Raw genomic sequence first — 26,063 nt, 5'->3', positions numbered from 1 at the left:
TTCCAAACGGTAACGTAAAAATGAGCAAAATGTTAAGCAAGATGAAGCAGGCCGGACTGTTGGCCGCCTGCGCTCTGGCGGCCGGAGGCTGTAAGGAAGCCCCGCAGGTCCAAGTGGCAACGGAATACGAGGTGATGACGGTCGCTCCGACCGACCGGACCCTTTCGAGCGCCTACTCGGCGACGATCCGCGGGCGGCAGGATATCGAAATATATCCCCAGGTCAGCGGTACGCTGACCAAAGTGTGCGTGGTCGAAGGCCAGCGGGTGAAGAAAGACCAGCCCCTGTTCATCATCGACCAGGTTCCCTACCAGGCCGCGCTGCGGACCGCCGAAGCCAACGTGGCCGCCGCCAAAGCTTCGCTGGCCACGGCGCAGCTGACCTATGACAGCAAACAGGAACTTTACAAACAGAACGTCGTTTCCGAATTCGACCTGAATACGGCCGAGAACTCCCTGCTGGCGGCCAAAGCGCAGCTCGCCCAGATGCAGGCCCAGGAGGTCAATGCCCGCAACAACCTGTCGTACACGGTGGTGAAAAGCCCGTCCGACGGGGTGGTCGGCACGCTGCCCTACCGGGTGGGGGCGCTGGTCAGCTCTTCGCTGCCGCAGCCGCTGACGACCGTTTCCGACAATTCGGACATGTACATTTATTTCTCCATGAACGAGACTCAGCTGCTGGAGCTGATCCGTCAGTACGGATCGAAAGACGAAGCGCTGAAACAGATGCCTGAAATCGAGCTGACCCTGAGCGACAAGTCGCAGTATGCGCAGAAAGGGAAGATCGAGACGATCAGCGGCGTGATCGACCCTTCGACCGGTACCGTCAGCCTGCGGGCCGTGTTCCCGAACGGCGGGGGGCTGCTGCACAGCGGCGGTACGGGCAACGTGGTGATTCCGGTGGAACGGACCGGCGCGCTGGTGATTCCGCAGTCCGCTACGTTCGAAATCCAGGACAAACGCTTCGTTTACAAAGTGGTGGACGGCAAGGCCCAATCGGCGCCCGTCGCGGTGACCCGTGTGAACGGGGGTAAGGAATTCATCGTGGACGAAGGGCTGGCTTCGGGCGAGGTGATCGTCGCCGAAGGCGTGGGGCTGCTCCGCGAAGGTACGCCGATCACGCCGAAAACGGCGCCGGCCGCCGCCCCGGCCGAAGCAGCCGCAGCTCCGGCAGATACCGCTGCGACCGCTGCGGATAACCAAACCAAGGAGGACTAATTCATGAATCTGAGACATTTTATAGAACGCCCCGTATTTTCGGCGGTCATCTCCATCCTGATCGTCATCGTGGGGATCATCGGGCTGTTCACCCTGCCTGTCGAACAGTATCCGGACATCGCTCCGCCGACGGTACGGGTGAGCACCACCTACTTCGGGGCCAGCGCCGAAACCTTGCAGAAGAGCGTGATCGCGCCGCTGGAAGAGGCGATCAACGGGGTGGAGAACATGACTTACATGACCTCTACGGCCACCAATGCCGGTTCGGTCGATATCTCCGTCTATTTCAAACAGGGGACCGACCCGGACATGGCGGCGGTCAATGTGCAGAACCGCGTCTCGAAAGCCACCGGCCAGCTGCCGGCCGAAGTGACGCAGGTCGGGGTGACGACCTCCAAGCGGCAGACCAGTATGCTGCAAATGTTCTCGCTCTACAGCCCGGACGACTCCTATGACGAGACGTTCCTGGCCAACTACATGAGCATCAACCTGAAACCGGAGATCCTGCGTATCACCGGCGTGGGCGATATGATGGTCATGGGCGGCGACTACAGCATGCGTATCTGGATGAAGCCGGACATTATGGCGCAGTATGGCCTGGTGCCGTCCGACGTGACGGCGGTGCTGGCCGAGCAGAATATCGAGTCCGCTACCGGTTCGTTCGGCGAAAATTCCGACGAGACCTATCAATATACGATGAAGTATCGCGGACGGCTGATTACTCCCGAAGAGTTCGGCGAGATCGTGATCCGTTCCACGGAGGACGGCGAAGTGCTGAAACTCAAGGATGTGGCCGACATTGAGCTGGGGCAGGAAAGCTACGCCTATCACGGGACCATGGACGCCCATCCGGGCGTGACCGCCATGATCTTCCAGACGGCCGGATCGAACGCTACGGAAATCAACCAGAACATCGACAAATTCCTGGCCGAAGCCGCCAAGAGTCTGCCCAAAGGGGTCGCGCTGACTCAGGTGATGAGCGCCAACGACTTCCTTTTCGCTTCGATCCACAATGTGGTCCAGACCCTGATCGAAGCCATCATTCTCGTGATCCTCGTGGTGTACATCTTCCTGCAGGACGTGCGTTCCACGTTGATCCCGCTGGTGGGTATCACCGTGTCGCTGATCGGTACTTTCGCCTTCATGGCATTGGCCGGGTTCAGTATCAACCTGATTACGCTGTTCGCCCTGGTGCTGGTGATCGGTACGGTGGTGGACGACTCCATCATCGTGGTCGAGGCGGTACAGGCCCGCTTCGACGTCGGCTACCGGTCGTCCTATATGGCAACCATCGACGCCATGAAGGGGATCAGCAACGCCGTGATCACCTCTTCGCTGGTGTTCATGGCCGTGTTCATCCCGGTATCGTTCATGAGCGGTACTTCCGGAACGTTCTATACGCAGTTCGGTCTGACGATGGCCGTGGCCGTGGGTATTTCGGCTCTCAATGCGCTGACGCTCAGCCCCGCGCTCTGCGCTATCCTGCTGAAACCTTACCTGAATGAGGACGGTACGCAGAAGAACAATTTCGCAGCCCGTTTCCGCAAGGTGTTCACCGCGGTCTTCGACCGGATGAGCGAACGGTACAAAAAGATCGTGCTGGCTTTCGTCAAGCACCGCTGGCTGACCTGGGGGCTGCTGGCCTGCTCGATCGCTTTGCTGGTGTTCCTGATGCGGACCACCAAGACCAGTCTGGTGCCCGAAGAAGACCAGGGGGTACTGTTCGTGAATGTCAGCACGGCCGCCGGCAACTCGTTGCAGACGACCAACGAAATCATGGACCGTATCGAAAAACGCATCGAGGGGATTCCGCAGGTGCTGCACGTGCAGAAAGTGGCCGGTTACGGACTTATCGCCGGTCAGGGCAGCTCGTTCGGTATGTTCATCGTGAAGCTCAAACCGTGGGACGAACGGCCCGAAAAGAGCGACAACGTACAGGCGGTGATCGGGCAGATAACCGCCCGGACGGCCGATATCAAGGATGCGCAGATATTCGCCATGGCGCCGGGTATGATCCCCGGTTACGGTATGGGTAACGCCCTCGAAATCCAGATGCAGGACCGTACCGGCGGCGATGTGAGCGCATTCTTCTCGACGGTACAGCAGTATCTGGCGGCTTTGAACCAGCGGCCGGAAATCTCGATGGCCTATTCCACCTTCGACGTGCGTTACCCGCAATGGATGGTGGATATCGACGCCGCCAAGTGCAAACGCGCGGGAACCTCGCCCGACGCTGTGCTGAGCACCCTGTCGGCCTATTATGGCGGGCAGTACGTTTCGAACATCAACCGCTTCTCGAAAGTGTACCGCGTGATGATCCAGGCCGATCCGAAATACCGTCTGGACGAAGAGTCGCTCAACAATACGTTCGTGCGGTTGTCGAACGGCGAGATGGCTCCGCTGAGCCAGTTCGTGACCCTGACCCGTACCTACGGCGCCGAAACGCTCAGCCGCTTCAACATGTATAACTCCATCGCCGTGAACGCCATGCCTGCCGAAGGGTACAGTTCGGGGGACGCCATCCGTGCGGTCGAAGAGACGGCACAGGCCGCCCTGCCGATCGGCTTCGGCTTCGAGTTCGGGGGGATCACCCGCGAAGAGAGCCAGCAGAGCGGGACGACCGTCATCATCTTCGGGATCTGTCTGTTGATGATTTACCTGATCCTCTGCGCATTGTACGAAAGTTTCGTGGTGCCTTTCGCGGTGCTGCTCGCCGTACCGTGCGGTCTGATGGGTACCTTCCTGTTCGCCAAGATGCTCGGACTGGAAAACAATATCTATCTGCAAGTGGGGCTGATCATGCTGATCGGTCTTCTGGCCAAGACCGCCATCCTGCTGACGGAGTACGCCACCGAACGGCGGTATGCGGGCATGAGCCTGACGGCGGCTGCCGTCAGCGCGGCCAAAGCCCGTCTGCGTCCGATCCTGATGACGGCCCTGACCATGATCGTCGGCCTGTTCCCGCTGATGGCGGCCACCGGCGTGGGCGCCAACGGTAACCGCTCACTGGGTACCGGTGCGGTCGGCGGTATGGTCATCGGTACGCTGGCCCTGCTCTTCATCGTGCCGTCCCTGTTCATCGCCTTCCAGTGGCTCCAGGAGAAGATCAAACCGCTCCAGACCGAGCCGACGGACGACTGGCAGATCCAGGAAGAGATGGAAGAGACCGAAAAAGAATTACGCGACGCCGGTATCAAATAAGGCCGGAGTTTCCAAACCATGAAGATTCGAAGTATGAAGAAAATCATCTTGATGTCGGCAGCTGCGCTTACCCTGAGCAGCTGCGGCATCTATAAGAAATACCAACCCGCCGCGACGGTTCCGGAGGGGCTGTACGGCAGCGAGCTGTCCGCTTCCGCCGATACGGCCAGTTTCGGGAACCTGTCCTGGAAAGAGGTCTTCACCGACCCCTGTCTCCGGAAACTGATCGACTCCGCGCTGGTACGCAACACCGATATGCAGACCGCCTACCTGAAAGTACAGGAGGCCGAAGCGGCCCTGCTTTCGGCTCGGCTTTCCTACCTGCCGTCGCTGAACTTCACCCCGCAGGGAACCGTCAGCAGTTTCGACGGAGGCAAAGCGACCCAGACCTATTCCGTACCCGTGGCGGCCAGCTGGGAGATAGACATCTTCGGTAAGCTCACCAACGCCAAACGCCAGGCCAAGGCGGGTTACGAACAGACCAAAGAGTACGCTCAGGCGGTCAAGACGCAGCTCGTGGCCGGTGTGGCCAACACTTATTATACCCTGCTGATGCTCGACGCGCAACACGCGATCGCCGTCGAGACCGAGGCGGCTTGGAAAGCGAGCGTCGATGCCACCCGCGCCATGAAAGAGGCGGGTATGGTGACCGAAGCCGCGCTGGCCCAGACCGAAGCCAACTACTACAATATCCGCACGACGGTGCTCGACCTGAAAGAGCAGATCAACACGGCACAGAACTCGCTTTGCCTGCTCCTGGCCGACGTCCCCCACGACATCGAGCGCGGGACGCTCGAAGGACAGCGGCTGCCCGACAGCTTCTCGGTCGGGATTCCGCTCCAGATGCTCTCCAACCGACCCGACGTCCGCAGTGCGGAACTGGCTCTGGCGCAGAGTTTCTACGGAACCAATGCCGCCCGTGCCGCGTTCTACCCGACCATCACCCTCAGCGGCAGCGCCGGGTGGACCAACAGTGCCGGGAGCATGATCGTCAATCCGGGTAAATTCCTCGCGTCGGCCGTCGCGTCGCTCACCCAGCCGCTCTTCAACCGGGCCGCCAACATCGCTCAGCTGCGGATCGCCAAAGCTCAGCAGGAAGAAGCGCGTCTGGCTTTCGAGCAGACTTTGCTGAATGCGGGCGTCGAAGTGAACGAAGCGCTGGAACAATACCAGACGGCGCGGGACAAGGCGGCGTTCTATGAAAAGCAGGTGGCTTCGCTGGAGTCGGCAGCCCGCAGCACCCAACTGCTGATGAAACACGGCAGCACGACTTATCTGGAAGTGCTGACGGCCCAGCAGACCCTGCTGACCGCCCAACTCACCCAGGTAGCCAACCGCGTGACCGAGATACAGGGGATCATTACGCTTTACCAGGCTCTGGGCGGTGGCAGAATGTAAAAGCAGACAGGGATGAAACGATCGGAAACGGCCCGCAGGCAGATAGTGGACTATGTCCGGCAGGAGATTTGCCTGCACGGGGTCAGCAAACTGACGATGGACGATATCGCCAGGGGAATGAGAGTTTCAAAACGGACCCTTTACCAGCTTTTTCCGCAGAAGACATGCCTGATCCGCCTGTGCCTGTCCGACATAGCGAACGAAGCGAGGGGCAAACTGCCCGGCCGGGGCGACCGTTCGGTCGCGGCCTGCACGAAGATGCTTTTCCGGACCGTGGACGAATATGTCGCCCTGTTGCATACCTATGGGAGCACGTTGCTTTCCGACATTATGCCGGATGCCGATTACCGGTCGTTCATCGAGTGCGAGAAGGTTTTCTGGCGCCGGCAGGTGTTCGAAGCACTGACGCAGTGCCGGGACTGCGACTGCCTGCTCGCCTTCGTGGATCCCGAAAGGGTGGCAGGCAGCCTGTTCGACACGCTGTTCGAGCAATGCCGGCAGGGGGCGTCCCGTACCGAACAGCGTCTGATGAGCTATGTCCTGCTGAGAGGTTTCTTCAAATTGGACAAAATCGGCTACATCGACCAGTTGCTGGATGCGGACAAATTGCCGGTATAAGGCCGGTCGATACGAGAACGGGAAGGCCGCTTCCCCCGGTTGGGGGGAAGCGGCCTTCCCGTTTCGTTTGCCGGGGTGCGCCCGACCCGGTCATTCGTCGGCTGCCGTCGGGGACGGACGGCGTTCTTTCAACCGGATCTGGACATTGAACGAGCCGCTGTCCTTGCGCCCGTTGACTTCGCTCACGGCACAGGCGCAATAAAGCACCAGCGGGACGCCTTGCGCATCGGTCAGCAGCTGGGGCCGTTCCAACCGGGCGACCTTCAGCGTGTCGCCGGAGGGAAGGAGCAGTTGCTTTTTCATAAACAGCGAAGTGTCGGGCAGTTCCCAGTCGATTCCGTCGTCCGACCGCATGACGGCCAGACACGGCTCGCCCTGCGTAAAAGCGCCGGTGAAATCCTTGAAGATGGCATAAAACGCGCTGTCCCGCCCGCAATACCACACGTAGGGGTCTTCGGCCGAACTTTTGTGACCGTCGGCGGTCTCGACCGTGAAAACCTCGCGGTCGAGCGGCACGAAAGGTCCCGTGGGCGAGTCGCCGAGCGCGACGCCGTGCACGCCGCGCCAGGTGGGATCATACATGTTTCCTTTGAAGTAAAGCAGGTACTTGCCGTCGCTCGGTCGGCGGACGACCGAAGGGTTCACTACGATGATGTTGTCCGGCATGGGCCGGGTCCCGTCGGGCGAAGGATCGACGATCCGGTCGGGCTTGACGCGGGTGCGGGGCGCGAGCAACGGTACGTCGGATCGCTCGTAGCGGCCGGCCTGCAAGTCGGCGAAAGAGTCGAACGCGATCACGCCGATCCGCAGCGACTGCTGGATGCGGTCGCGCAAAGGCAAAGTGCCGTCGGCCGACCGTATGCGGCTGTTGCCGGGATCGACCCCGCCGACGTAATAGAGGTAGTATTTGCCATCGAATTTCCGGACGTGGGGGTTCATCACGGTCTGCGCGTCCCATGCCGAACTGTCGGTCCGGAATCCGTCCGGGTTGAGAAAAATGCCCAGATCGCGGAACCCGCCGTCGTGCCGGTCCGAGACGGCGAGGCCCATCTGCGAACCCAGCACCCAGGCCGGGTCGAAAGCATGAACGCCGGCGGGAGGAGCACTGTATATGAGGTAGTACCGGCCGTCTTCGCCCCGGATGGCCGAAGCCCCCCAGACGAAACGGTCGTCGAGCCGGAAAACGGAATACCCCGAAGCGTCGGCATGTCCGTTGTCTCTGGTTACGGAGAGTTCCACCGGTTCGGCTTCGACGCGGTAGGCTTGAGCGGCGGCGGTATTCCGGCCGCAAGCGCAGCACAGCGCCGCGGCAAGAAGAAGGTGTCGCATGGCGTTCGTTTATTGTTGTACGGTTCGTATGTCGGGCAGTTTGCAACCGATACGTTCGAAGGGAATCGGGGCGAAACGGTCGATCATCCGGTAAATCCGCGCGTCCGGTACGAAACCCTTCATCGGGTCGGCCGGATCGGCAAAACCGGGATCGTCGGTCGTAATCCAGTTATTGCTCCAGTCCGCCCATGCCGGCGAACCGTTCAGGACTCTTCCCACCCGGTAAAACAGGTTGCCGGCGAACGCATTCCCGCGCGGTACGCGCGGCGTACCTTCCCAGTAGCGGGCCAGTTCCGGATATGCCGCGGCATAGGGCGGTTCGGTATGCCTGACGGCCCGTAACCGTTGGTCCACGATACCGCCGGGGTCGAGCATGTTCCGTCCCCAGCCTTCCATCCGGTTGTCGATATGGATCGCCTGCGGCAGGTCTATGAACAGATTGTTCCTGTAAACGTTGTCGTGGCCGCCGCCGATCAGCACGGGGATCGTTCCCGCTTTGTAATAGACGCAGCCGAAGACCTCCATGCCGCAGGCTCCGTCGTCGTGGTAGGTGGCCGACACGCGGTGAGCCGACGAGAAGTCGTGGAAATAGCAGTATCGCACCCGATTGCCCCGCTCCGACGGGTCGCGGCCGTAGTAGAAGGCGCCCTGGTCGTCCACTTCGCGGCAGACATCGTAGATGTCGCAGTATTCGACCGTATGGTCGTTGCCGTGGAGCAGAATGGCCATACTCGGCGCGTCGAAGATTTCGCAGTTCGAGATGCGGTTGCCCACCCCGTCGATCCAGATGCCCGGACGGTACGACTTCTCGATGCGGTTGAAGTCGTGGATGCGGCAGTTCTCGACATAATTATGGGCCGGAGTCAGCGTAGCCCGGTCGCCCCCGCCGAGATTCACGCCTCCCGAACCGACTTGGTAAATGTAACAATTGCTGACGCCGTTGTATGTTCCCGCGCGTCGGTTGAACAGCACGTCGTTGTAAGTCCGGTTCTGGAGGGTGCCTATCGAGGCCGGTGTGCCGTCGGGCGATGCGCTTTGCCCGGCCGCTTCCTGATCGGACCCGGTGTCGCCGCGGCCGATGCATACTCCCGCATAACCGAGGTTGCGGATCGCGCAGCTGTCTACCCGTACCGAATCCGACTGTTCTATATAGACGCCCATACCGCGGGAATACTCCATCGCCACTCCGCGCAGCGTTACATTGCTGCACCCGGTAAAAGCGAACATCGGCGTTTCGAGCGTCGAGATACGGATATCTTTCATCGGCGTATTTTCCGGAGGCAGGAAGTAGATCCTGCCGCCGGCCGAATCCAGCACGTATTCGCCGGGGAGGTCGATCTCCTCGACCAGATTCAGGGCATACCACTGCCGCCACGGTGCGCCCGTCATGAATCCGTATTGGGTCGGCAGCGCGGCCGTAATCGTCCGTGCGGCCGTGTCTATGCCGCGAACGGGGATCATGTCGTCGGCATAGCCGTGGGCGAAATATCCGGCTATCCACATGCCCTCGGCCGATTTCCAGTGCGAAGGCCGCTCTTCCCGGTATTCGAATACTGGATCGCCGATCCCGTATTTTTGTTCGCGGGGAATATCGCCCGTACAGTGTATCTTCCCGATCGGCGCCATGCTGTCGTTGGGCCAGCGGGCGACGTTCAAGGGTCGGCCGTCGATGAACAACTCGCTCCAGGCCGGCAGCGACGGCCGTCCGAATCCTTTGGGCATCAGACTGGTCAGCGGAATGCCCGATGCAGCGGCGTCGATCTGGCGCACGCGGTCGCGGACTTCGGGGCGCAGCCGTTCGCGGATCGCCGGATCGGCCACTTTCCGCAGGTTGCCCGGCTTCACCGGGCAGGAACCGGTAAAGGCGACCGGCTCTCCGTCGTAGGGGGCTATGGTCAGATTTTTCAGACCGGTAATTTCTATGGTCTGTGTCAGGAAATAGGTGCCGCCGCGCAGGAGGATGAGGGTCGTATCCTGCGGATGACGGGCCGTTTCGGCCAGGGCGCGTTCCAGCGTGCGGAAAGGCTTGCGCAGGGTACCCGACGCGCGGTCGTCGCCGTGCGGAGAGACGATAAGGGTTTGTTGGCCTGCCTGTGCGGTCGCGATATGCAGACAGCATAGCGGCAGGCTCAGGAAAAGGGAGAGTTTCATGAGTTTGGGAAAATTTGCCGACCCCAAGATACGAAATGTATTGTTTTTACGACGAGGAATCGTCAGGGGAACCCGAAGATTCGGTACCTTTATGCAAATCTTTTCAGCGATGAAAAAAATATACGGGGCCGTGTTCGCGCTGTTCTTCGCGGGCAGCGCCGCGGCGCAGGGGATTACGGGCGACTGGGGCGGTACGCTGAAAGCCGGGCCGCAGTCGCTGAAAATCGTGCTGCATATCGCGGCGGCCGATACCGGCTACGCCGTTACGATGGACAGCCCCGACCAGGGGGCTTTCGGTCTGCCGGCTTCGTCCGCAGTATACCGTTCGGAGGAGCTGACCGTCGAGTGGGACGAACTGAAGGCGGTTTTTACTGGACGGGTCGAGGGCGACAGCCTGAAGGGAATCTTCATGCAGGGGATGTTTCCCCTCGCCCTGAATCTGGGACGCGGGGATTTCGCCCTGCGGCGGCCGCAGGAACCCAAACCGCCGTTCCCGTACCGGTCCGAAGAGGTACGGGTCGAAAACCGGAAAGATTCCGTGACGCTGGCCGGGACGCTGACCGTGCCCGAAGGCAGGGGGCCGTTTCCGGCCGTCGTGTTGGTAACCGGCAGCGGGCCGCAGAACCGGAACGAAGAGATATGGGGACATAAACCGTTCGCAGTGATCGCCGATTACCTCACGCGGCGGGGTATTGCCGTGCTGCGGTACGACGATCGCGGAGCGGGCGCTTCGACAGGGGATTTTGCTGCGGCTACGACGGAGGATTTCACGCGCGATGCGCTCTCCGCGTTCGGTTATCTTTCTGCCCGGCCGGAAATCGCCCGCGGCAAGGTCGGCATACTGGGCCACAGCGAAGGGGGGACGATCGTCTTTATGGCTGCGGCGCGAAACCCGGAGGTAGCGTTCGTCGTGTCGCTGGCGGGATGCGCGCAGCGGGGAGACTCGTTGCTGTTGATGCAGAACCGGGCGATCCTGACGGTACGGGGAATGCCGGATTCGTCGGTCGATGCCTATGTCGGCGTATTGCGGGATATTTTCCGGCTTCAGGAGCGTTATCCCCCGGAGTTCCTGCGGTCGCACCGCGATTCTTTGGCGGGCGTGTTGTTTCCGGAAGGGCCGCGGGCTTCTCTGCCTGCGCCGATGCGGCGGAACGCGCTCGCCGTGCTGGCTATGCGGCAGGGAGCCTGGATGCGCTTTTTTAAACGCAACGACCCGGAGCCGTATATCCGGGCCGCACGTTGTCCGGTGCTGGCGATTAACGGGACGAAAGACGTGCAGGTCGATGCGGCGATCAATCTCGGGCTGATTCGGAAATATGCTTCCGAGGGCGGTAATCAGCGCGTGACGGTGAAGGCCTATGAGGGGTTGAATCACCTGTTCCAACATGCCGAAACGGGGGCGGCGGGCGAGTATGCGCTGATCGAGGAGACTGTCTCGCCGGAGGTGCTGGAGGATATCGCCGTCTGGATACTCGGTACTGCCCGTTGAACCGTTGCCGGCCGTGCGGATGAGATGCCGGCAATCGGCCGTGCGGCGGGTCGGGACGTTACGGGCGATAACCGGCGTGCCGGAAAGTCATAGTTCCCGCACGGCCGCCCGCTGGCGGTCGAAAAACCGGATCCGTTGCCTCTCGCCGCTTTCCGAGATCAGCGTAGAGGACTTCCGGAGCGAATGTATCCAGGTTTTGATACCGTCGAATATTTCGGGATCCCGCGAGATGACCGGGACGATTCCGTAGAGGCGGATCAGGGCCGCCTGTGCCGCGTGAGTCTCCGCGTAGCCGTAAGTCGCTTCGGAGTGGATGCCCGAAATGAAAATCCGCACTTGGTTGCCTGCGGCGGAATGGCCTGCGGCGGCGACGGTTTCCGCCTCTTCGAGCAACCGGAACAAATCTTCTTTCAGCATATCCACGCTTTGGGGGCCGAGCAGCCGGATGTCTGCGAAATACCGGATGTCGTCGGCCAGGTTGCGGAATATCGCCTGGTCCCATACGTAGCAGACTGTGCCGATCTGCTGCGCGGCGGCGACGAAATCTTTTTGCCGTCCGGCGAGTTCTTCGGGTAGGGAAAACGTTTCGAAGTTCCGGGCGAAACCGATGTCGCCGCGTTGGTACATCCACTGGAACAGGCGGAATTTGGCCAGGGTGCCGTATGGCAGGCACCAGGTCTGCGACAGGCGGTTCGACGAGATGCCCAGTTCCGAACCGGCCGTTGCGGCGATCTCGCGGAACAGTTCCGTGCAGCTGTCCAGAATGGAACCGTAGATTCCGACCGAATCGGTACGGTGCGCGGTTCCCGGTCGGAACAGGTCGTTACCGTCCTGTGCGGCGCCTGCGGTCTTGTCCAGCGATATGCCCAGTTTCCGCGAGATGGCGGCGGCTTCGGCCAGCGTGAAGGGTACTTCGCCGCGCAGACGGCGATATGCGGCTTCTTTCCCGATATACAGCATATCCATCAGCACGCGGGCGAGGGTGGTTCCGGCGGGTATTTTGCCGCGCATGGCTTCGATCAGCGCACGGTTGAGCGTTTCCGTAATCATGGTTCGGCGGGATTGCGTTGCATGCGTCGGCTCCGTAAACAGAGGCCGGTTTTGCGCACGGCATGCGTTCCGCAATTATCGTACCGTTATTTGCAGGGTGCCGGACCTTCCCCGGCAAGAGATTGTGCCCGATCATAAGATCCGGCGGGTTTTTACGGATGCGGTTCATAAGCATCGCCGGTTATCGGGAGACGGGCTTCCGGCCGGGCGATTCTGCGAATAACGGTACGGTTTGTCCGGCGGAACCCGCAGACGGAGGAAAAGGCCGGAATGGAACCGTATGATCCGGGACAAGAGAACGACCGCGGCGCGTTACCGTCCTGCGGCGGCGACCATCATCAGCAGAATGATCAGCAATACGATAAGGGCTGTGAAGATACAGCCTTTTTGTGTCTCGCGGGGTCTGGGTTTCTTTTTCATAGGTTCGTTCCGGACTCCGCTTCGCTTTGCTCCCGCCCGTGCGGAACGAAAAAAGCGTGAAGCTGTCCGGCTCGTTTACCCATATCAGGAGGCTCTGGAATGCCTTTGCAAGTGAGTAAACGCAGACAGCCCACGCCCATATCGGATTACGGAAAAACCGGGCGCGGAAATATGCACGCGGCTTTTCGCAGCAGATACAAGACGTGAGCGCCTACGTTACTTCCCTCCTTGCAATGCGAATTTTCCAGATTCCTGACAGAGGGCAAGTAAGTTTGGAACGCTTTTCGTTGTACTTTGCCGCAAAGATACAACATTTCTGCGTTCCGGGGCATGGGCGTATGGGACCGGGGGGATTCGCATATGTCCGGAGGCCGATTATAAACTTTGCCCGATCGTATGCTTTGATATACCGATAGTTTTCACCGGATAAACGGGGGATGGAACGGCCGGTACGTGAAAGTATACGACCGCTTGGAAATGACAGGTATATCAGGTGCTGTATCGCGGCTTTGACGCGACGGAGAGCAACGGTTTCCGGAGAAACCCGGGCGACGGTATGCGGAGCGATGAAAGGGGCCGGTTCCCCGTGAGGAACCGGCCCCTTGTGTCCGGCTGCGCCCGATCGGCGGGATACCGGGATTTTTCCGTTCGGGAGCGCGTATCCCGGACGGGTGGGAGCAGGTCAGCGCAGATATTCGGCGATCGCCTGTTCGATCCCCTCGCCGCGCAGGTCGCGGGCCAGGATCGTCCCGTCCGGGCCGATCAGCATGATGTGCGGAATGCCCTGCACTCCGTAGAGGTCGCATACCGTATTGTTCGAGTCGATGATCTGCGGCCACCCGATATGCAGGTCTTTTACCGCTTTGCCGAGATTCTTCGGTTTGTCCCAGACGAAGAGGCCCAGCACTTCCAGCCCCTTGTCCTTGTATTTTTCGTAAGCTGCGGCCACTACCGGGGTCTCCTGACGGCACGGGCCGCACCACGAAGCCCAGAAATCCACCAGCACGTATTTCCCCTTGCCTGCGTAGTCCGACAGCTTCACCGGGCGCCCCGTGCTGTCCGTCCCCTCGAAATCGGCGAACGGTTTGCCCGACGATGTCGTTAATTCGGACTCTTTGGCCTTTTTATAGCTTTTCAGCGAACTGTCGCTGCGCACCGCGTCGCCTCCTTCCTGGTAGAGGGCGAGAAATCGTTCCGGCTCCAGATTGTAGGCGATTTCCAACAGTGCGCTGACTCCGAAGAAATTATTTCTATTCGCTTTGTAGGAGGCGATGACTTGTGCTATGTATCGTTCGCCGTTGGCTTTGCCTCGTTCCGTTTTCTCTGCTTTCGTGAGCGTGCTGTCGGCCCAGAGTTTGTCAAGTGCCTCGTAATGCTTTTGCATCCGGCCCAGCAGTCCGGCCAGCGAATCGTTCTGTGGAGTCCCGCCCACCCGCTTCAGGTCGTTAAGGTCCACCGTAATGGTCCCCGGTTCGGCAATGAAACCGGTGTAATATCGACCGAGATCCAGCCTTCGGATCCCCTGATCGTCGCGAGCAAAGGCGAACTTTCCGTCGCGCACCACGGCACTGTCTATCGTTTGTCCCTGTGCATTGGTCATATAGACCGTTTTCCCGTTTTCCGATTCGGGCGCCATGCCCCGGATCGTATAGCTCTGGGCGTGTGCGCCGCACATGCCGGCAGCGGCCAGTGCGGCCGTAAGGATCAAAGATTTCATCATTGGGTTCGGGTTTTAAAAACACTTCTAAAATAACGAATTTCCCGTGCCGATATCCTTCCGTGAGGGCTTAATGTTCTCTTAACCTAAAGTTCAGACAGGCTTAACGCAGCGGAAACACAGGCGTAACAGGGGCGAAATAATTTTGTAACATCGAAAACGAGGTTATACCACAAGCCATGACCGCACGCCAACTCCGCAGCCGCCGCCTGCTTTCCGACGCCCTGTTCGTCCTTTGGGGCGGCGGGGCCGCGCTGCTCTGCTATTCGTTGGTTTACGCCCTGCGCAAACCTTATACCGCCGCCGGGTTCGACGGAATGGAAATTTTCGGCATCGACTATAAAGTGGCCGTTACCGTGACCCAGATCGTCGGCTACCTCATCGCCAAATTCGCCGGCATCAAGATCATCTCCGAACTGAAACGCCCGCGCAGGCTTGCCTTCATCGCATCGATGGGACTCGTGGCCGAACTCGCCCTGCTCGCTTTCGGTCTGCTGCCCCGGCCGTGGAATATGTTCGCCATGTTTTTCAACGGTCTGGCGCTGGGGTGCATGTGGGGCGTGATTTTCAGTTTCATCGAAGGCCGCCGGCTTACCGACCTGCTGGCCAGCCTGCTGGGGATCAGCATAGTGGTCAGTTCCGGCACGGCCAAGTCGCTCGGCCTGTTCGCCATGAACAATCTCGGTATCAGCGAATTCTGGATGCCGGCCGTAATCGGAGGCATCGCCTTTCCGCTGCTCTGCCTGCTGGCCTGGACGCTCAGCCGTATGCCGCAGCCCAGCAAAAAGGATATCCGGCAGAAAAGCGAACGGATCGTGATGGACGGCCGGGGGCGGCGGGACATCTTGCGGCGTTTCATGCCGATCCTGACGTTGCTTTTCGTGGGCAACCTGCTGCTGGTGATGCTGCGCGACGTAAAAGAGGATTTTCTGGTCGATATTTTCGATACCACGGGCTATTCATCCTGGTTTTTCGCCCAAATGGACAGTATCGTTACGGGCATTATCCTCGTGCTTTTCGCGCTGATGACATTCGTGAAAAACAATATCCGGGCGCTGACCGTTCTGCTGGTTATGGTGGTGGCCGGGGCCGCCGTGATGTCGGTCATCTCGTTCGGCTACGATACGGTGAACCTCAGTCCCGTCGCCTGGCTGTTCATACAGAGCCTGTGCCTTTATATCGGCTATCTGGCGTTCCAGACGCTCTTTTTCGACCGCTTTATCGCCTGTTTCAGAATCAAAGGAAACGTAGGGTTCTTTATCGCGACGGTCGATGCCATCGGTTATACGGGGACGGTTTGCGTGCTGATGGTGCGGGAGTTCGCGATGCCCGATCTCGACTGGCTGGCTTTCTACAACATGCTGGCCGGATGCGTCGGGGTGTTCTGCGGAACCGCATTCTTAGTAACTTTGCTGCTGATCCTGCGGCGATACCGCCGGGAGCAGGCTGCACAGCACGTACCCCAAGGGGTGAATCTCTATCGGCCGATAACTGTTGCCGCCGGGCATTTGAATCTTAAAGAATCAAACAGATAATTGCAATGAAACAAGTACAGGCTATCGTGATGGACTGGGCCGGGACGGCCGTTGATTTCGGGTGTTTCGCCCCGCTGGGGGCATTCCTCAAGATGTTCCGGGAGTGGAACATCGAGATCAGTTACGCGCAGGCCCGCGAGCCGATGGGGATGCTCAAGATCGACCATATCCGGACGATCCTGCAAATGGCCGACGTGGACGCGAAGTTCCGCGCCGCGCATGGCCGCGCATGGAACGAAGAGGATGTGAAGGCGATGAACGCCGCGTTCGAAAAGCACTTGTTCGCTTCGCTGGCCGAATATACCGACCCGATTCCCGGCGTGATCGACACGCTCGCCGCCTTGCGGGCGCAGGGGCTTAAGGTGGGTTCGACGACCGGCTTTACCGCAGCCATGATGGAAGTGGTACGTCCGGCAGCCGCAGCGAAAGGGTACGCGGTGGACAATCTCGTGACGCCGGACGGGTTGCCGGCAGGCCGTCCGGCGCCGTACATGATCTATAAGAATATGATCGACCTGGCGATCGACTCGCCGGACTGCGTGGTGAAGGTAGGCGATACGATCGCCGACATCCGCGAGGGGCTGAACGCCAAGGTGTGGTCGGTCGGGATCGTGACCGGGAGCAACGAACTGGGGCTGGACGAGGCCGAATATGCGGCCATGCCTGCCGGAGAACTGGCCGCGCGTAAAGCCGCCGTGCGCCGGAAGATGATCGCGGCGGGCGCGGATTTCGTGCTCGACGACATCACCGAGCTTCCCGCCTGCATCGAAGGGATCAACGCCAGGATGCGAGGAGGCCGGTACTAAAACTATTTCGGCTCGCGCCGCCCCCCCGACGGCTGAAAGCCGTCCGGCGCTGAGCCGACCGCTACCGCGGAAACCCCCAATGAAAGAACAATGAAACAGAATAATACCATGAGAAACTACCTTTTGCTGACCCCCGGTCCGCTGAGCACGTCCGAAACCGTCCGTCAGGCCATGTTGCAGGACTGGTGCACGTGGGATAAAGACTATAACCTCGGTGTAGTGACCCCGCTGCGCAAAGGGTTGCTGGAGATCGCCGGACTCGACCCGCAGGACGGCACCTATACGACCGTCCTGTTGCAGGGCAGCGGCACCTACGGCGTCGAAGCGACGATCACCTGCGCCGTGCGTCCGACCGACAAACTGCTGATCGTCAGCAACGGGGCCTACGGCAAACGTATGGCTGACATCGCCCGCCATGCGGGTATCCCGCACGTGCACGTGGCTTTGAAAGAGACCGAACAGGTAACTCCGGAGATCGTGAAAAAGGCGATCGCCGAGAATCCGGACGCGACCCATTTTTCGGTGGTGCACTGCGAAACGACCACCGGCATCCTGAATCCCGTAGCCGACCTCGCACCGATCGTGAAAGGGGCGGGGCTGACGCTGATCGTCGATGCGATGAGCAGCTTCGGCGGCATTCCGATCGATATCCGGGGGCTGGGGATCGACTTCCTGATCAGCAGCGCCAACAAGTGCATTCAGGGCGTACCCGGTTTCTGCTTCGTGATTGCCCGTCGGTCTGAACTCGAAAAATGCAAAGGCGTTTCGCGGTCGTTGTCGCTGGATATTTACGACCAGTGGGAGACGATGGAAAAAGGCGGCGGCAAATGGCGTTTCACTTCGCCGACCCACGTGGTGCGGGCTTTCTTCCAGGCTTTGCAGGAACTGAAGGCCGAAGGGGGCGTCGCGGCGCGTTACGCTCGTTACCGCGAAAACCACGACACGCTGGTGAATGGGATGCGCGAAGCGGGATTCCGGACCCTGCTCGCCGATGATATCCAGTCGCCTATCATCACTTCGTTCCTCTATCCGTCGGCGGATTTCGATTTCGCCGATTTCTATGAGAAGCTGAAAGCCGAAGGGTTCGTGATTTATCCGGGCAAGATTTCGGAGGCCGACACGTTCCGCATCGGGAATATCGGCGATGTCTTCCCGGCCGATTTCCGGCGACTGACGGATATTATCCGGACGTTGTAATCCGGTTATGACCGTAAAAACCGAGGGGTGCCGTCCGGATAGGACGGCACCCCTCGGTTGATTATCGGCGTTCGGACGACTACCTGATATCCGGCACTTCGATCAGCAGTATCTGTGCGTCGGTGACGGCCCGCAGGGGAATCTCCTGCGTTTCGCTGACGCCGAGGCCGTCGCGTTCGGACAGTTCGATGCCGGCGGCTTCGATGTCGCCGCTCAATACGAAAACATAGGTGCCGAAGCTCTTGTCCGAGTGGAACGGATAGACCAGTTCGGTGCCTTTTTCGAGCTTCCCGATCGAGAACCAGGCCTGCTGGTAGATCCACGGTATCCGTCCGTTGCCGGGATAAGGTTCGACGATGGTTGCGATCCGGTTCTTACGGAGCAGGTCGGCGATTACGGCGTTTTCGTACCGCGGTTCGACATGCTCGCGGTCGGGGATTACCCATATCTGGAGCAGTTCGGCGTTGCGGTTGAGGTCTTTGTTCATTTCGCTGTGGCGCAGACCGCGCCCGGCGCTCATCACCTGGATCATGCCGTGCCCGATGGTTTCGCTGTGCCCCATGCTGTCGCCGTGGGTCAGCGCACCGCTCAGGGGGATCGTGACGATTTCCATGTTGCTGTGGGGATGGAGGCCGAATCCGGTGCCGGGAGCGACACGGTCGTCGTTAAGTACGCGCAGGGCGCCGAAATGGACCCGTTCGGGATCGTAGTAGTCGGCGAAGCTGAAGGTGTGGTGGGTCTTGAGCCACCCGTGGTCGAAAAATCCCCGGGTCGAGGCTTTGTGCAATACGGTTTTCATGGTTGTGTATAAATTATTCGATTGATTATCGGTGAATGCTCCTGGCGCGTCTTTTAATCTATGTTTTTGCAAAGTCCGCAGCCGTTTTTAGATAAGTACATATAATGTACCAAAAATCGTGCACAGATCCTGCGAAGCGGATCCTTACGATGCTGCAGGATCTCCGACCTGGAGTTTCCGCGTCAGCGACCAGCCCGAACCGAGGCACCAACAGCAACCCACCCCCGGCCAGAAGGGAAGCGAACGAAGCGAAGTTCAGCGGCTGTAACCTCACGAAGCTCGGTCTGGCCTTCGCTGGCTCCGGAGCGCACGTAAGAACGTGTCCGACCCGCCCGTTCATGCGGAACCCTGAACTAAAACCATACGGTTCTTATGGATGCGATTCGAGAGAATCGCCGACTTTAGCCCCCAAACGGCGGAGCCGCTTCGGGAGATGGGTGCGAAGCCGAAGGGTAAAGCAATTAAACCTACGAAGCATTTATAAGCTATTTCGCATGACCTGTCATCGGCTCGCGTCTTCGGGTCCCGACAGGATAAAATACGGCCCGACATAAAGTTTTCAGAAACCATCATCCCCTGTTGTGTAAAATAGTACTATCTTTACTTAAGATATAGTCGTCTTTTTGTTCACAGACCGAACCGATTTCAATATGGAGCTGTCGTTACTGACACCGGAACAATGGAAAGATTATGAGCTGCTGGATTGCGGCGACGGACGGAAACTGGAACGTTTCGGAACAGTGGTCATGGCGCGGCCGGAGCCGCAGGCCCTGTGGCGGCCGTCGTTACCGGAAGCGGAGTGGGAAGCGCGCGCGGGAGCCGTCTTCCGCAAAAGCAAAGGCAGCGACGAGCGGGGCGAATGGCTCCTGAGGCGGGGAACGCCCCAGCAGTGGTTCGTCGGTTACCGCAACGCGGCGGGCCTCTCCCTGAAGATGAGGCTCGGCCTCACTTCGTTCAAGCATGTGGGGATTTTTCCGGAACAGGCGGCGAACTGGGATTACATTTACGACACGGTGCTGAAACTGCGGGCCGGCGGAACGGAACGGCCGGAGGTGCTGAATCTGTTCGCCTATACGGGCGGAGCGTCGCTGGCGGCGTGCGCGGCGGGAGCGCGGGTGACGCACGTGGATTCGGTGCGGCCGACGGTGACGTGGTCGCGTGAAAACATGGAAGCGTCGGGCCTGGAAGGCATACGCTGGGTGGTGGAAGACGCGATGAAGTTCGTCCGCCGGGAGGTGAGGCGTTCCCGCAGGTACAACGGGATTATTCTCGATCCTCCGTCGTACGGCCGGGGGGCCGACGGCGAAAAATGGGTGCTGGAAGAACAGATCGGGGAGATGCTCTCGCTGTGCTCGGAACTGCTGGAGCGCGAAAACTGTTTCGTGGTACTGAACCTCTACTCGATGGGGCTGTCGGCGTTGCTGGCGCGGACATTGGCGGACTCGGCTTTCCCGCAGGCGGCCGGAGCCGCAGCGCAGCAGGGCGAACTGTATGTGGAAGACGCCGCCGGAAAACGGCTCCCGCTGGGAGTTTTCCTCCGTTTCCGGAGATAGACCGGGACGGCGAACAGACTTCTGAAAACGGTGGCTGCGGCCTCATCCCGGAATGGCCGTATTATCGGTCCGAACATACCTTTGTCATGACACGTCGGGAGATCAAAGATTACCTGGACAGCCTCTGCGTCCGATACAACTGCGCCGCTTTTATCGATGCCGATCCGGTTTCGGTGCCGCATCGTTACGAACGGGCCGAAGACATCGAGATCGCGGGTTTCCTGGCGGCGACGATCGCCTGGGGGCAACGCCCCACCATCGTGCGGAACGGGCGGCGGATGATGGAACTGATGGACGATGCGCCCTACCAGTTCGTCTGCCAGTCGGAGCCGGAGGACTGGGAGGCTCTGCTGCCTTTCGTGCACCGGACGTTCAACGGCGATGATTTCGTCTATTTCGTTCGGGCGTTGCAACGGATTTACCGGCATCACGGCGGTCTGGGCGGCTTTTTCCGGTCGTCGTTCCTCAGACACAGAGAGATGCGCGAAGTCTTATCGGAATTCCGGCGGTTGTTTTTCCCGCCGGAGCTGAACCCCCTGCCCAGGCACATGCGGCACCTCTCCTCGGTGGACAAAGGGGCGGCCTGCAAGCGGCTCAACATGTATCTGAAATGGATGGTGCGGCGGGACGGGAACGGCGTGGATTTTGGCCTCTGGAGCGACGCGATCCCGGCGTCGGCGCTTTACCTGCCGCTGGATGTCCATACGGCCGAAACGTCGCGTGCGCTGGGACTGCTCGCGCGCCGGCAGAACGACTGGAAAGCGGTGGAAGAGGTTACGGCAGCGCTCCGGGAATTCGATCCGGACGACCCGGTGCGTTACGATTACGCGCTTTTCTGCGCCGGTATCTATAAAGAGTTGGCCGGTTGATTCATTCATATTGTAGGGTTTTAACTAAGGGTTCCGCATGAACGGGCGGATCGAACACTTTCTTTCGTGCGACCCGAAGCCAGCGAAGGCGCGACCGCAGGTTGCAACCGTTAACTTCGCTTCGTTCGTTTCCCTCCTCGCCGCTCGGCCATTCGTGCAACCGACGCTGCCGGTGAGAGCAGTGCAAGCTGGCTTAGCACTGCCGAACGGCGAGGAGGAAGGCGAAGCCAACCCCGATGGCTCTCGCCGGCAGCGTCGGCTCGCCGGGGGGGCTCCGGCCTGACAAAGGGAGAACATTGAAATAAACCGTACGGTTATTTGCCGAGGGTCGCAGCCTGCGGAGACCGTGAACGAGCCTGGCGAGCGAGCGGGCCTCCGCGGGGCGAGGCTGCGGCCCGCGCGACCTAAAGGTCGCAAAACATGTCCCGGCCATTTAACCGTACGGTTTTTATGGATGCGATTCTCTCGAATCGCCGGCTTATGTGTCCAAGCCGCTCTGCGGCTTCCGGGGATAGGCGCAAAGCATTTTATCTATGATGAGGATCGGACATCCGGAAGGTCCGGTGCGAGCCAAAAAACGTCGGTGAAAATTGTTGGTATAAATAATCGGGGTTCCGAAATTAGAACTACAAATTTAAAGACAGAGCAAACCGATTATGACATCTTCTCGTTGCCGGCCCTGTGTTCATGCTGTATTTTCGAACCGTGGCCGCGAAACAGCGATGCAGAAACGTGCGGATCGGAACGCCATGAAGCCGGAACTGTAAACGAGCCGCCTCTTTTGTGACATCCGACTGTATCGTCAAAATCCGGAATTGTTTCTGAAACCGACCGGCACCGGTAAAATCGGACCGAATTTTGCAGGTATCGTTTCGGGCGTCAGGGCGGGCCGGAATCCGCCCTGACGCTCTGCCGCAGAGACCGGACCGAATGGCCGGCTTTCCGTCCGTTCTCTCCTTTCGAAGCATCGCCCCGATGCCCCCCGGAGTGCGACCGATTCATCTGGAAAACAAACCTCACCGGAAAAGAATAAGATTATGTGGACCCCATTCTCGCTGATCCAAGGCATGATCGCCGCCGATACCGCCCATCTCGCCGTCGCCGATTCGACCCTCGCGACCCGTTTTCAAACCGCCTCCCATATTCCCGCGGCCAAATTCTGGGTCGTGGAAGACCTCTGGCAATGGCTCGGCAGCCACGGCATCGGGCCTGGCTGGAGCAACGGACTGACCTTCCTGGCCGTCTGCGCGGGCCTGGCGCTGGCCGTCTGGCTCGTCGATTTCATCATCTCCCGTTTTGTGATCAGATTCATCAGATACCGCGTGCAGCGAAACAAGAATCGTATCGGCGACATTCTCTACAAACGGAAATTTTTCGATCGGGCGCTCTATCTCGCCCCCCTCGGCGTGCTGCTGATCGGTCTGGAGACCTTTTTCCGGGGCTTCACTCCGGAACTGAACACGGCCGCACGGATCGTCACCGAATGCGCCATCATTTTCACCCTGCTGCTCGTCTGCTTCTCGATCCTCGACGCCCTCAACGACGCCTACCAACGCTCGCCCGAAGCGCAAAAACGCTCCATCAAGGGCTATATCCAGATATGCAAAGTCTTCCTGGCTTTCGTCGCCGCCATCCTGATCGTCGCGGACATCATGCAGAAAAACCCCACCAGCCTGCTGGTCGGATTGGGAGCCGCAGCCGCCGTCCTCTCGCTGGTTTTCCGCGATACGCTGCTGGGATTCGTAGCCTCCATCCAGCTGTCGGCGCAGGACATGGTGCGTCCCGGCGACTGGATCGAAATGCCCAGCAAACGGGCGAACGGGATGGTATTGGACATCAACCTCAACTCGGTCAAAGTGCAGAACTGGGACAATACCGTGACGATGATCCCGATCTATTCGATGGTTTCGGAAGCCTTTATCAACTGGCGCTGCATGGAGACCAGCGGCGGACGGCGGTTCATCTGCCGGTTCCCGCTGGACGTCCGTTCCGTGGCTCCGGCCGACGACGCGTTGCTCGACCGGATCGGTACCGACCCGGCCACCGCCTCCGAATCGAAAGCGGCCATCGAACTGGCCCGGTCGAGCAGTCCGCAGCACCTGACCAACCTCGCCCTGCTGCGTGCCCACATCGAAGTCTGGCTCTTCCGGAACCCGCAGCTGAACCACAAAATGCTGACTTTCGCCCGTTACCAGCCGGAGATGACCGACCGTGGGATCGGTTTCGAAGTCTATGCCTTCACGAACAATACGGAAGACGAATATGTCTTCGACGCCGTGCGGCGGTCGGTGATCGAATACGTCATCGCCTGCGTGCCGATTTTCGGCCTGCGGTTGTTCCAAAGCCCGGCCGGCACCGACCTTGCCGAGGCGCTCGACGGGGAACGGCAGCAGGCGTAGTATCAGGGGAAGGGTAATCGTTTTCGGCTCGTCGGCCTGTGCCGGAAAGGCTACCGTTCGGTCGCTGATACGGAGACCCGATGGTATGCTCTGTCGGTTTCGGGTCTCCCTGTTGCTCTTTTGGAGCGTCCGACGGCATCTGTTACGGAAAAAACAGTAACTTTGTCCCAGCTTACAAAATAATCTCACATACCATGTCCGAATTCAAATACCAGGAGCCGTTCCCGATGTCCGAAGACACGACCGAATACCGCCTCCTGACCAAAGATTACGTCAGCGTCGAAGAGTGCTGCGGCCGGAAAATCCTGAAAGTGGCTCCCGAAGGGCTGAACCTGCTGGCCCGCGAAGCCTTCCGCGACGTGTCGTTCTACCTGCGTGCCTCTCATCTGCAAATGCTGGCGAACATCCTCGAGGATCCGGAAGCCAGCGACAACGACAAATTCGTGGCCTACACCATGCTGCTGAACCAGGCGGTGGCCGCCGACGGCGAACTGCCCACCTGTCAGGACACCGGTACGGCGATCGTGATCGGTAAGAAAGGCGAAAACGTATACACCGGTGCCAACGATGCCGAATGGCTCTCGAAAGGGGTGTACGAAACTTACCGCGACTGCAACCTGCGTTATTCGCAGGTGGTGCCTTTCACGATGACCGAAGAGAAAAACAGCGCCACCAACCTCCCCGCGCAGATCGACCTCTATGCCGCTCAGGGCAGCAAATACGAATTCCTGTTCCTGACCAAGGGAGGCGGTTCGGCCAACAAAACGTTCCTCTACCAGCAGACCAAAGCCCTGCTGAACGACGAATCGCTGACGAATTTCATTAAGGACAAGATCAAGGACCTCGGCACCTCGGCCTGCCCGCCTTACCACCTCGCGGTGGTGATCGGCGGTACTTCGGCGGAAGCCAACCTCGCCACGGTCAAAAAAGCCTCGGCCCACTATTACGATCATCTGCCCACCAGCGGCAACGAAGGGGGCCGTGCGTTCCGCGACCTCGAATGGGAGGAAAAGATTCGGAAAATCTGCCAGGAATCGGGCGTCGGAGCGCAGTTCGGCGGCAAATACCTGGTACATGACGTGCGGGTGATCCGCCTGCCGCGCCATGCGGCTTCGTGCCCCGTGGGGATCGGCGTGAGCTGTTCGGCCGACCGCAACATCAAGGCAAAAATCACCGAAGAGGGCATCTTCCTCGAACAGCTCGAAAAAAATCCGGCGCGTTTCCTGCCCGCCCAGGCTCCGGGGCTGGCTCCGGCGGTCGAAATCGACCTCGACAAGGGAATGGACGCCGTGCGTGCCGAACTGACCAAATACCCGATTAAGACCCGACTCAATATCAAAGGCACCCTGATCGTAGCCCGCGACATCGCCCATGCTCGGATCAAAAAGATGCTGGACGAAGGCAAACCGATGCCGGACTACTTCAAAAACCATCCTATCTACTACGCCGGGCCGGCCAAGACGCCGAACGGCATGGCTTCGGGGTCGTTTGGGCCGACGACGGCCGGACGTATGGACCCTTACGTGGATCTGTTCCAGGATCACGGCGGTTCGATGATTATGGTGGCCAAAGGAAACCGCAGCAAGGCGGTGACGGACGCCTGCAAAAAGCACGGCGGGTTCTACCTCGGTTCGATCGGAGGTCCGGCGGCGGTGCTGGCCAAGAACAGCATCAAGTCGGTCGAAGTGGTGGATTTCCCGGAACTGGGCATGGAGGCGGTACGAAAAATCTATGTCGAAAATTTCCCGGCGTTCATCATCGTGGACGACAAAGGGAACGACTTCTTCGCCGAATTCGCGCACTGATTCCGGACACATCTTTTGCGGGGCCGGACTCTCTGAACGGAGAGGCCGGCTTTTTTCGTATCGTCGCGGCGGTGCCGCTTCCGATACGGGATGTCACGGACAGGATAAGCACAGGATCGGGAAAACGAAAGGCAGGCCTAATAAAACGAAACCCGATTATCTCCCTGTGATCGATCGTTTTCACCGACGTTTTTTGGCTCGCGCCGGACCTTCCGGATGTCCGATCCTCATCATAGATAAAATGCTTTGCGCCTATCCCCGGAAGCCGCAGAGCGGCTTGGACGCATAAGCCGGCGATTCGAGAGAATCGCATCCATAAAAACCGTACGGTTATTTGTCGAGGGTCGCAGCCTGCGGAGACCGCGAACGAGCCTCGCGAGCGAGCGGGCCTCCGCGGGGCGAGGCTGCGGCCCGCGCGACCTAAAGGTCGCAAAACATGTCCCGGCCATTTAACCGTACGGTTAATTTTATGGCCGGAGCCAGCGGAGCCGAAACAAGCGCAGCGCAGTT

At 59.6% G+C, this 26,063-nt stretch carries 17 protein-coding genes; 12 read left to right on the top strand and 5 right to left on the bottom strand.

Annotated elements, in window-relative coordinates; genetic code table 11:
- The first annotated feature begins 20 nt into the window (after positions 1 to 20).
- From RIKMI_RS13005 to RIKMI_RS0104230, 4 genes are read left to right on the top strand one after another with little or no spacing between them, the layout of a single operon-like run.
- Positions 21 to 1,217: an efflux RND transporter periplasmic adaptor subunit gene (locus RIKMI_RS13005; protein WP_084135171.1), complete on the top strand. Its 1,197-nt coding sequence runs from the start codon at positions 21 to 23 to the stop codon at positions 1,215 to 1,217.
- Positions 1,218 to 1,220: 3 nt separating this feature from the next.
- Complete coding sequence (locus tag RIKMI_RS0104240) at positions 1,221 to 4,418, top strand: efflux RND transporter permease subunit (RefSeq protein WP_027290578.1); 3,198 nt, start codon at positions 1,221 to 1,223, stop codon at positions 4,416 to 4,418.
- A 33-nt stretch (positions 4,419 to 4,451) separates the two neighbouring features.
- The gene (locus RIKMI_RS0104235) at positions 4,452 to 5,816 is read left to right on the top strand and encodes a TolC family protein (protein WP_027290577.1); all 1,365 of its coding nucleotides are present in this window, start codon (positions 4,452 to 4,454) and stop codon (positions 5,814 to 5,816) included.
- Between the two features lie 12 nt (positions 5,817 to 5,828).
- Positions 5,829 to 6,434 (top strand): TetR/AcrR family transcriptional regulator, encoded by a 606-nt coding sequence (locus RIKMI_RS0104230; RefSeq protein ID WP_027290576.1) that lies wholly within the window; start codon positions 5,829 to 5,831, stop codon positions 6,432 to 6,434.
- A gap of 90 nt (positions 6,435 to 6,524) precedes the next feature.
- On the opposite strand, the gene RIKMI_RS13000 is transcribed toward RIKMI_RS0104230, so the two are convergent.
- The gene (locus RIKMI_RS13000; protein ID WP_051214339.1) at positions 6,525 to 7,763 is read right to left on the bottom strand and encodes a glycoside hydrolase family protein; all 1,239 of its coding nucleotides are present in this window, start codon (positions 7,761 to 7,763) and stop codon (positions 6,525 to 6,527) included.
- A gap of 9 nt (positions 7,764 to 7,772) precedes the next feature.
- Positions 7,773 to 9,914 carry a right-handed parallel beta-helix repeat-containing protein gene (locus tag RIKMI_RS0104220; RefSeq protein ID WP_027290575.1) on the bottom strand — a complete coding sequence of 714 codons (2,142 nt, stop codon included), beginning with the start codon at positions 9,912 to 9,914 and terminating at the stop codon, positions 7,773 to 7,775.
- A 109-nt stretch (positions 9,915 to 10,023) separates the two neighbouring features.
- Between RIKMI_RS0104220 and RIKMI_RS0104215 the strand changes: the two genes are divergently transcribed.
- Positions 10,024 to 11,403: an alpha/beta hydrolase family protein gene (locus tag RIKMI_RS0104215; protein ID WP_051214337.1), complete on the top strand. Its 1,380-nt coding sequence runs from the start codon at positions 10,024 to 10,026 to the stop codon at positions 11,401 to 11,403.
- An 87-nt stretch (positions 11,404 to 11,490) separates the two neighbouring features.
- Here the strand turns inward: RIKMI_RS0104215 and RIKMI_RS0104210 are convergent, their stop codons facing one another.
- Positions 11,491 to 12,453, bottom strand: a complete 963-nt coding sequence (locus RIKMI_RS0104210; RefSeq protein WP_027290573.1) for a hypothetical protein — start codon at positions 12,451 to 12,453, stop codon at positions 11,491 to 11,493.
- Between the two features lie 1,102 nt (positions 12,454 to 13,555).
- Positions 13,556 to 14,593 (bottom strand): TlpA disulfide reductase family protein, encoded by a 1,038-nt coding sequence (locus tag RIKMI_RS0104200; protein WP_051214336.1) that lies wholly within the window; start codon positions 14,591 to 14,593, stop codon positions 13,556 to 13,558.
- 176 nt (positions 14,594 to 14,769) lie between these two features.
- Between RIKMI_RS0104200 and RIKMI_RS12995 the strand changes: the two genes are divergently transcribed.
- From RIKMI_RS12995 to phnW, 3 genes are all read left to right on the top strand, one after another.
- Positions 14,770 to 16,125, top strand: coding sequence for a DUF5690 family protein (locus tag RIKMI_RS12995; protein ID WP_084135169.1), 1,356 nt, complete (start codon positions 14,770 to 14,772; stop codon positions 16,123 to 16,125).
- Positions 16,126 to 16,130: 5 nt separating this feature from the next.
- Positions 16,131 to 16,931, top strand: coding sequence for a phosphonoacetaldehyde hydrolase (gene phnX, locus RIKMI_RS0104190; RefSeq protein ID WP_027290571.1), 801 nt, complete (start codon positions 16,131 to 16,133; stop codon positions 16,929 to 16,931).
- A gap of 108 nt (positions 16,932 to 17,039) precedes the next feature.
- A complete protein-coding gene (gene phnW / locus RIKMI_RS0104185; RefSeq protein WP_027290570.1) occupies positions 17,040 to 18,128 on the top strand; it encodes a 2-aminoethylphosphonate--pyruvate transaminase in 1,089 nt (362 codons plus the stop codon).
- A gap of 79 nt (positions 18,129 to 18,207) precedes the next feature.
- On the opposite strand, the gene RIKMI_RS0104180 is transcribed toward phnW, so the two are convergent.
- A complete protein-coding gene (locus RIKMI_RS0104180; protein ID WP_027290569.1) occupies positions 18,208 to 18,927 on the bottom strand; it encodes a pirin family protein in 720 nt (239 codons plus the stop codon).
- A 650-nt stretch (positions 18,928 to 19,577) separates the two neighbouring features.
- On the opposite strand from RIKMI_RS0104180, the gene RIKMI_RS0104170 reads away from it, so the two are divergent.
- From RIKMI_RS0104170 to RIKMI_RS0104150, 4 genes are all read left to right on the top strand, one after another.
- Positions 19,578 to 20,480 carry a class I SAM-dependent methyltransferase gene (locus RIKMI_RS0104170; RefSeq protein WP_037291492.1) on the top strand — a complete coding sequence of 301 codons (903 nt, stop codon included), beginning with the start codon at positions 19,578 to 19,580 and terminating at the stop codon, positions 20,478 to 20,480.
- An 86-nt stretch (positions 20,481 to 20,566) separates the two neighbouring features.
- The gene (locus RIKMI_RS0104165) at positions 20,567 to 21,349 is read left to right on the top strand and encodes a TIGR02757 family protein (RefSeq protein ID WP_027290566.1); all 783 of its coding nucleotides are present in this window, start codon (positions 20,567 to 20,569) and stop codon (positions 21,347 to 21,349) included.
- A gap of 1,037 nt (positions 21,350 to 22,386) precedes the next feature.
- Positions 22,387 to 23,748, top strand: a complete 1,362-nt coding sequence (locus tag RIKMI_RS0104155) for a mechanosensitive ion channel family protein (protein WP_051214334.1) — start codon at positions 22,387 to 22,389, stop codon at positions 23,746 to 23,748.
- 194 nt (positions 23,749 to 23,942) lie between these two features.
- Positions 23,943 to 25,553, top strand: a complete 1,611-nt coding sequence (locus tag RIKMI_RS0104150) for a fumarate hydratase (protein ID WP_027290564.1) — start codon at positions 23,943 to 23,945, stop codon at positions 25,551 to 25,553.
- Positions 25,554 to 26,063: the final 510 nt, after the last annotated feature.

This window comes from Rikenella microfusus DSM 15922, from assembly GCF_000427365.1.
Classification (GTDB): domain Bacteria; phylum Bacteroidota; class Bacteroidia; order Bacteroidales; family Rikenellaceae; genus Rikenella; species Rikenella microfusus.
This window is presented reverse-complemented; position numbering and strand designations above follow the sequence as displayed.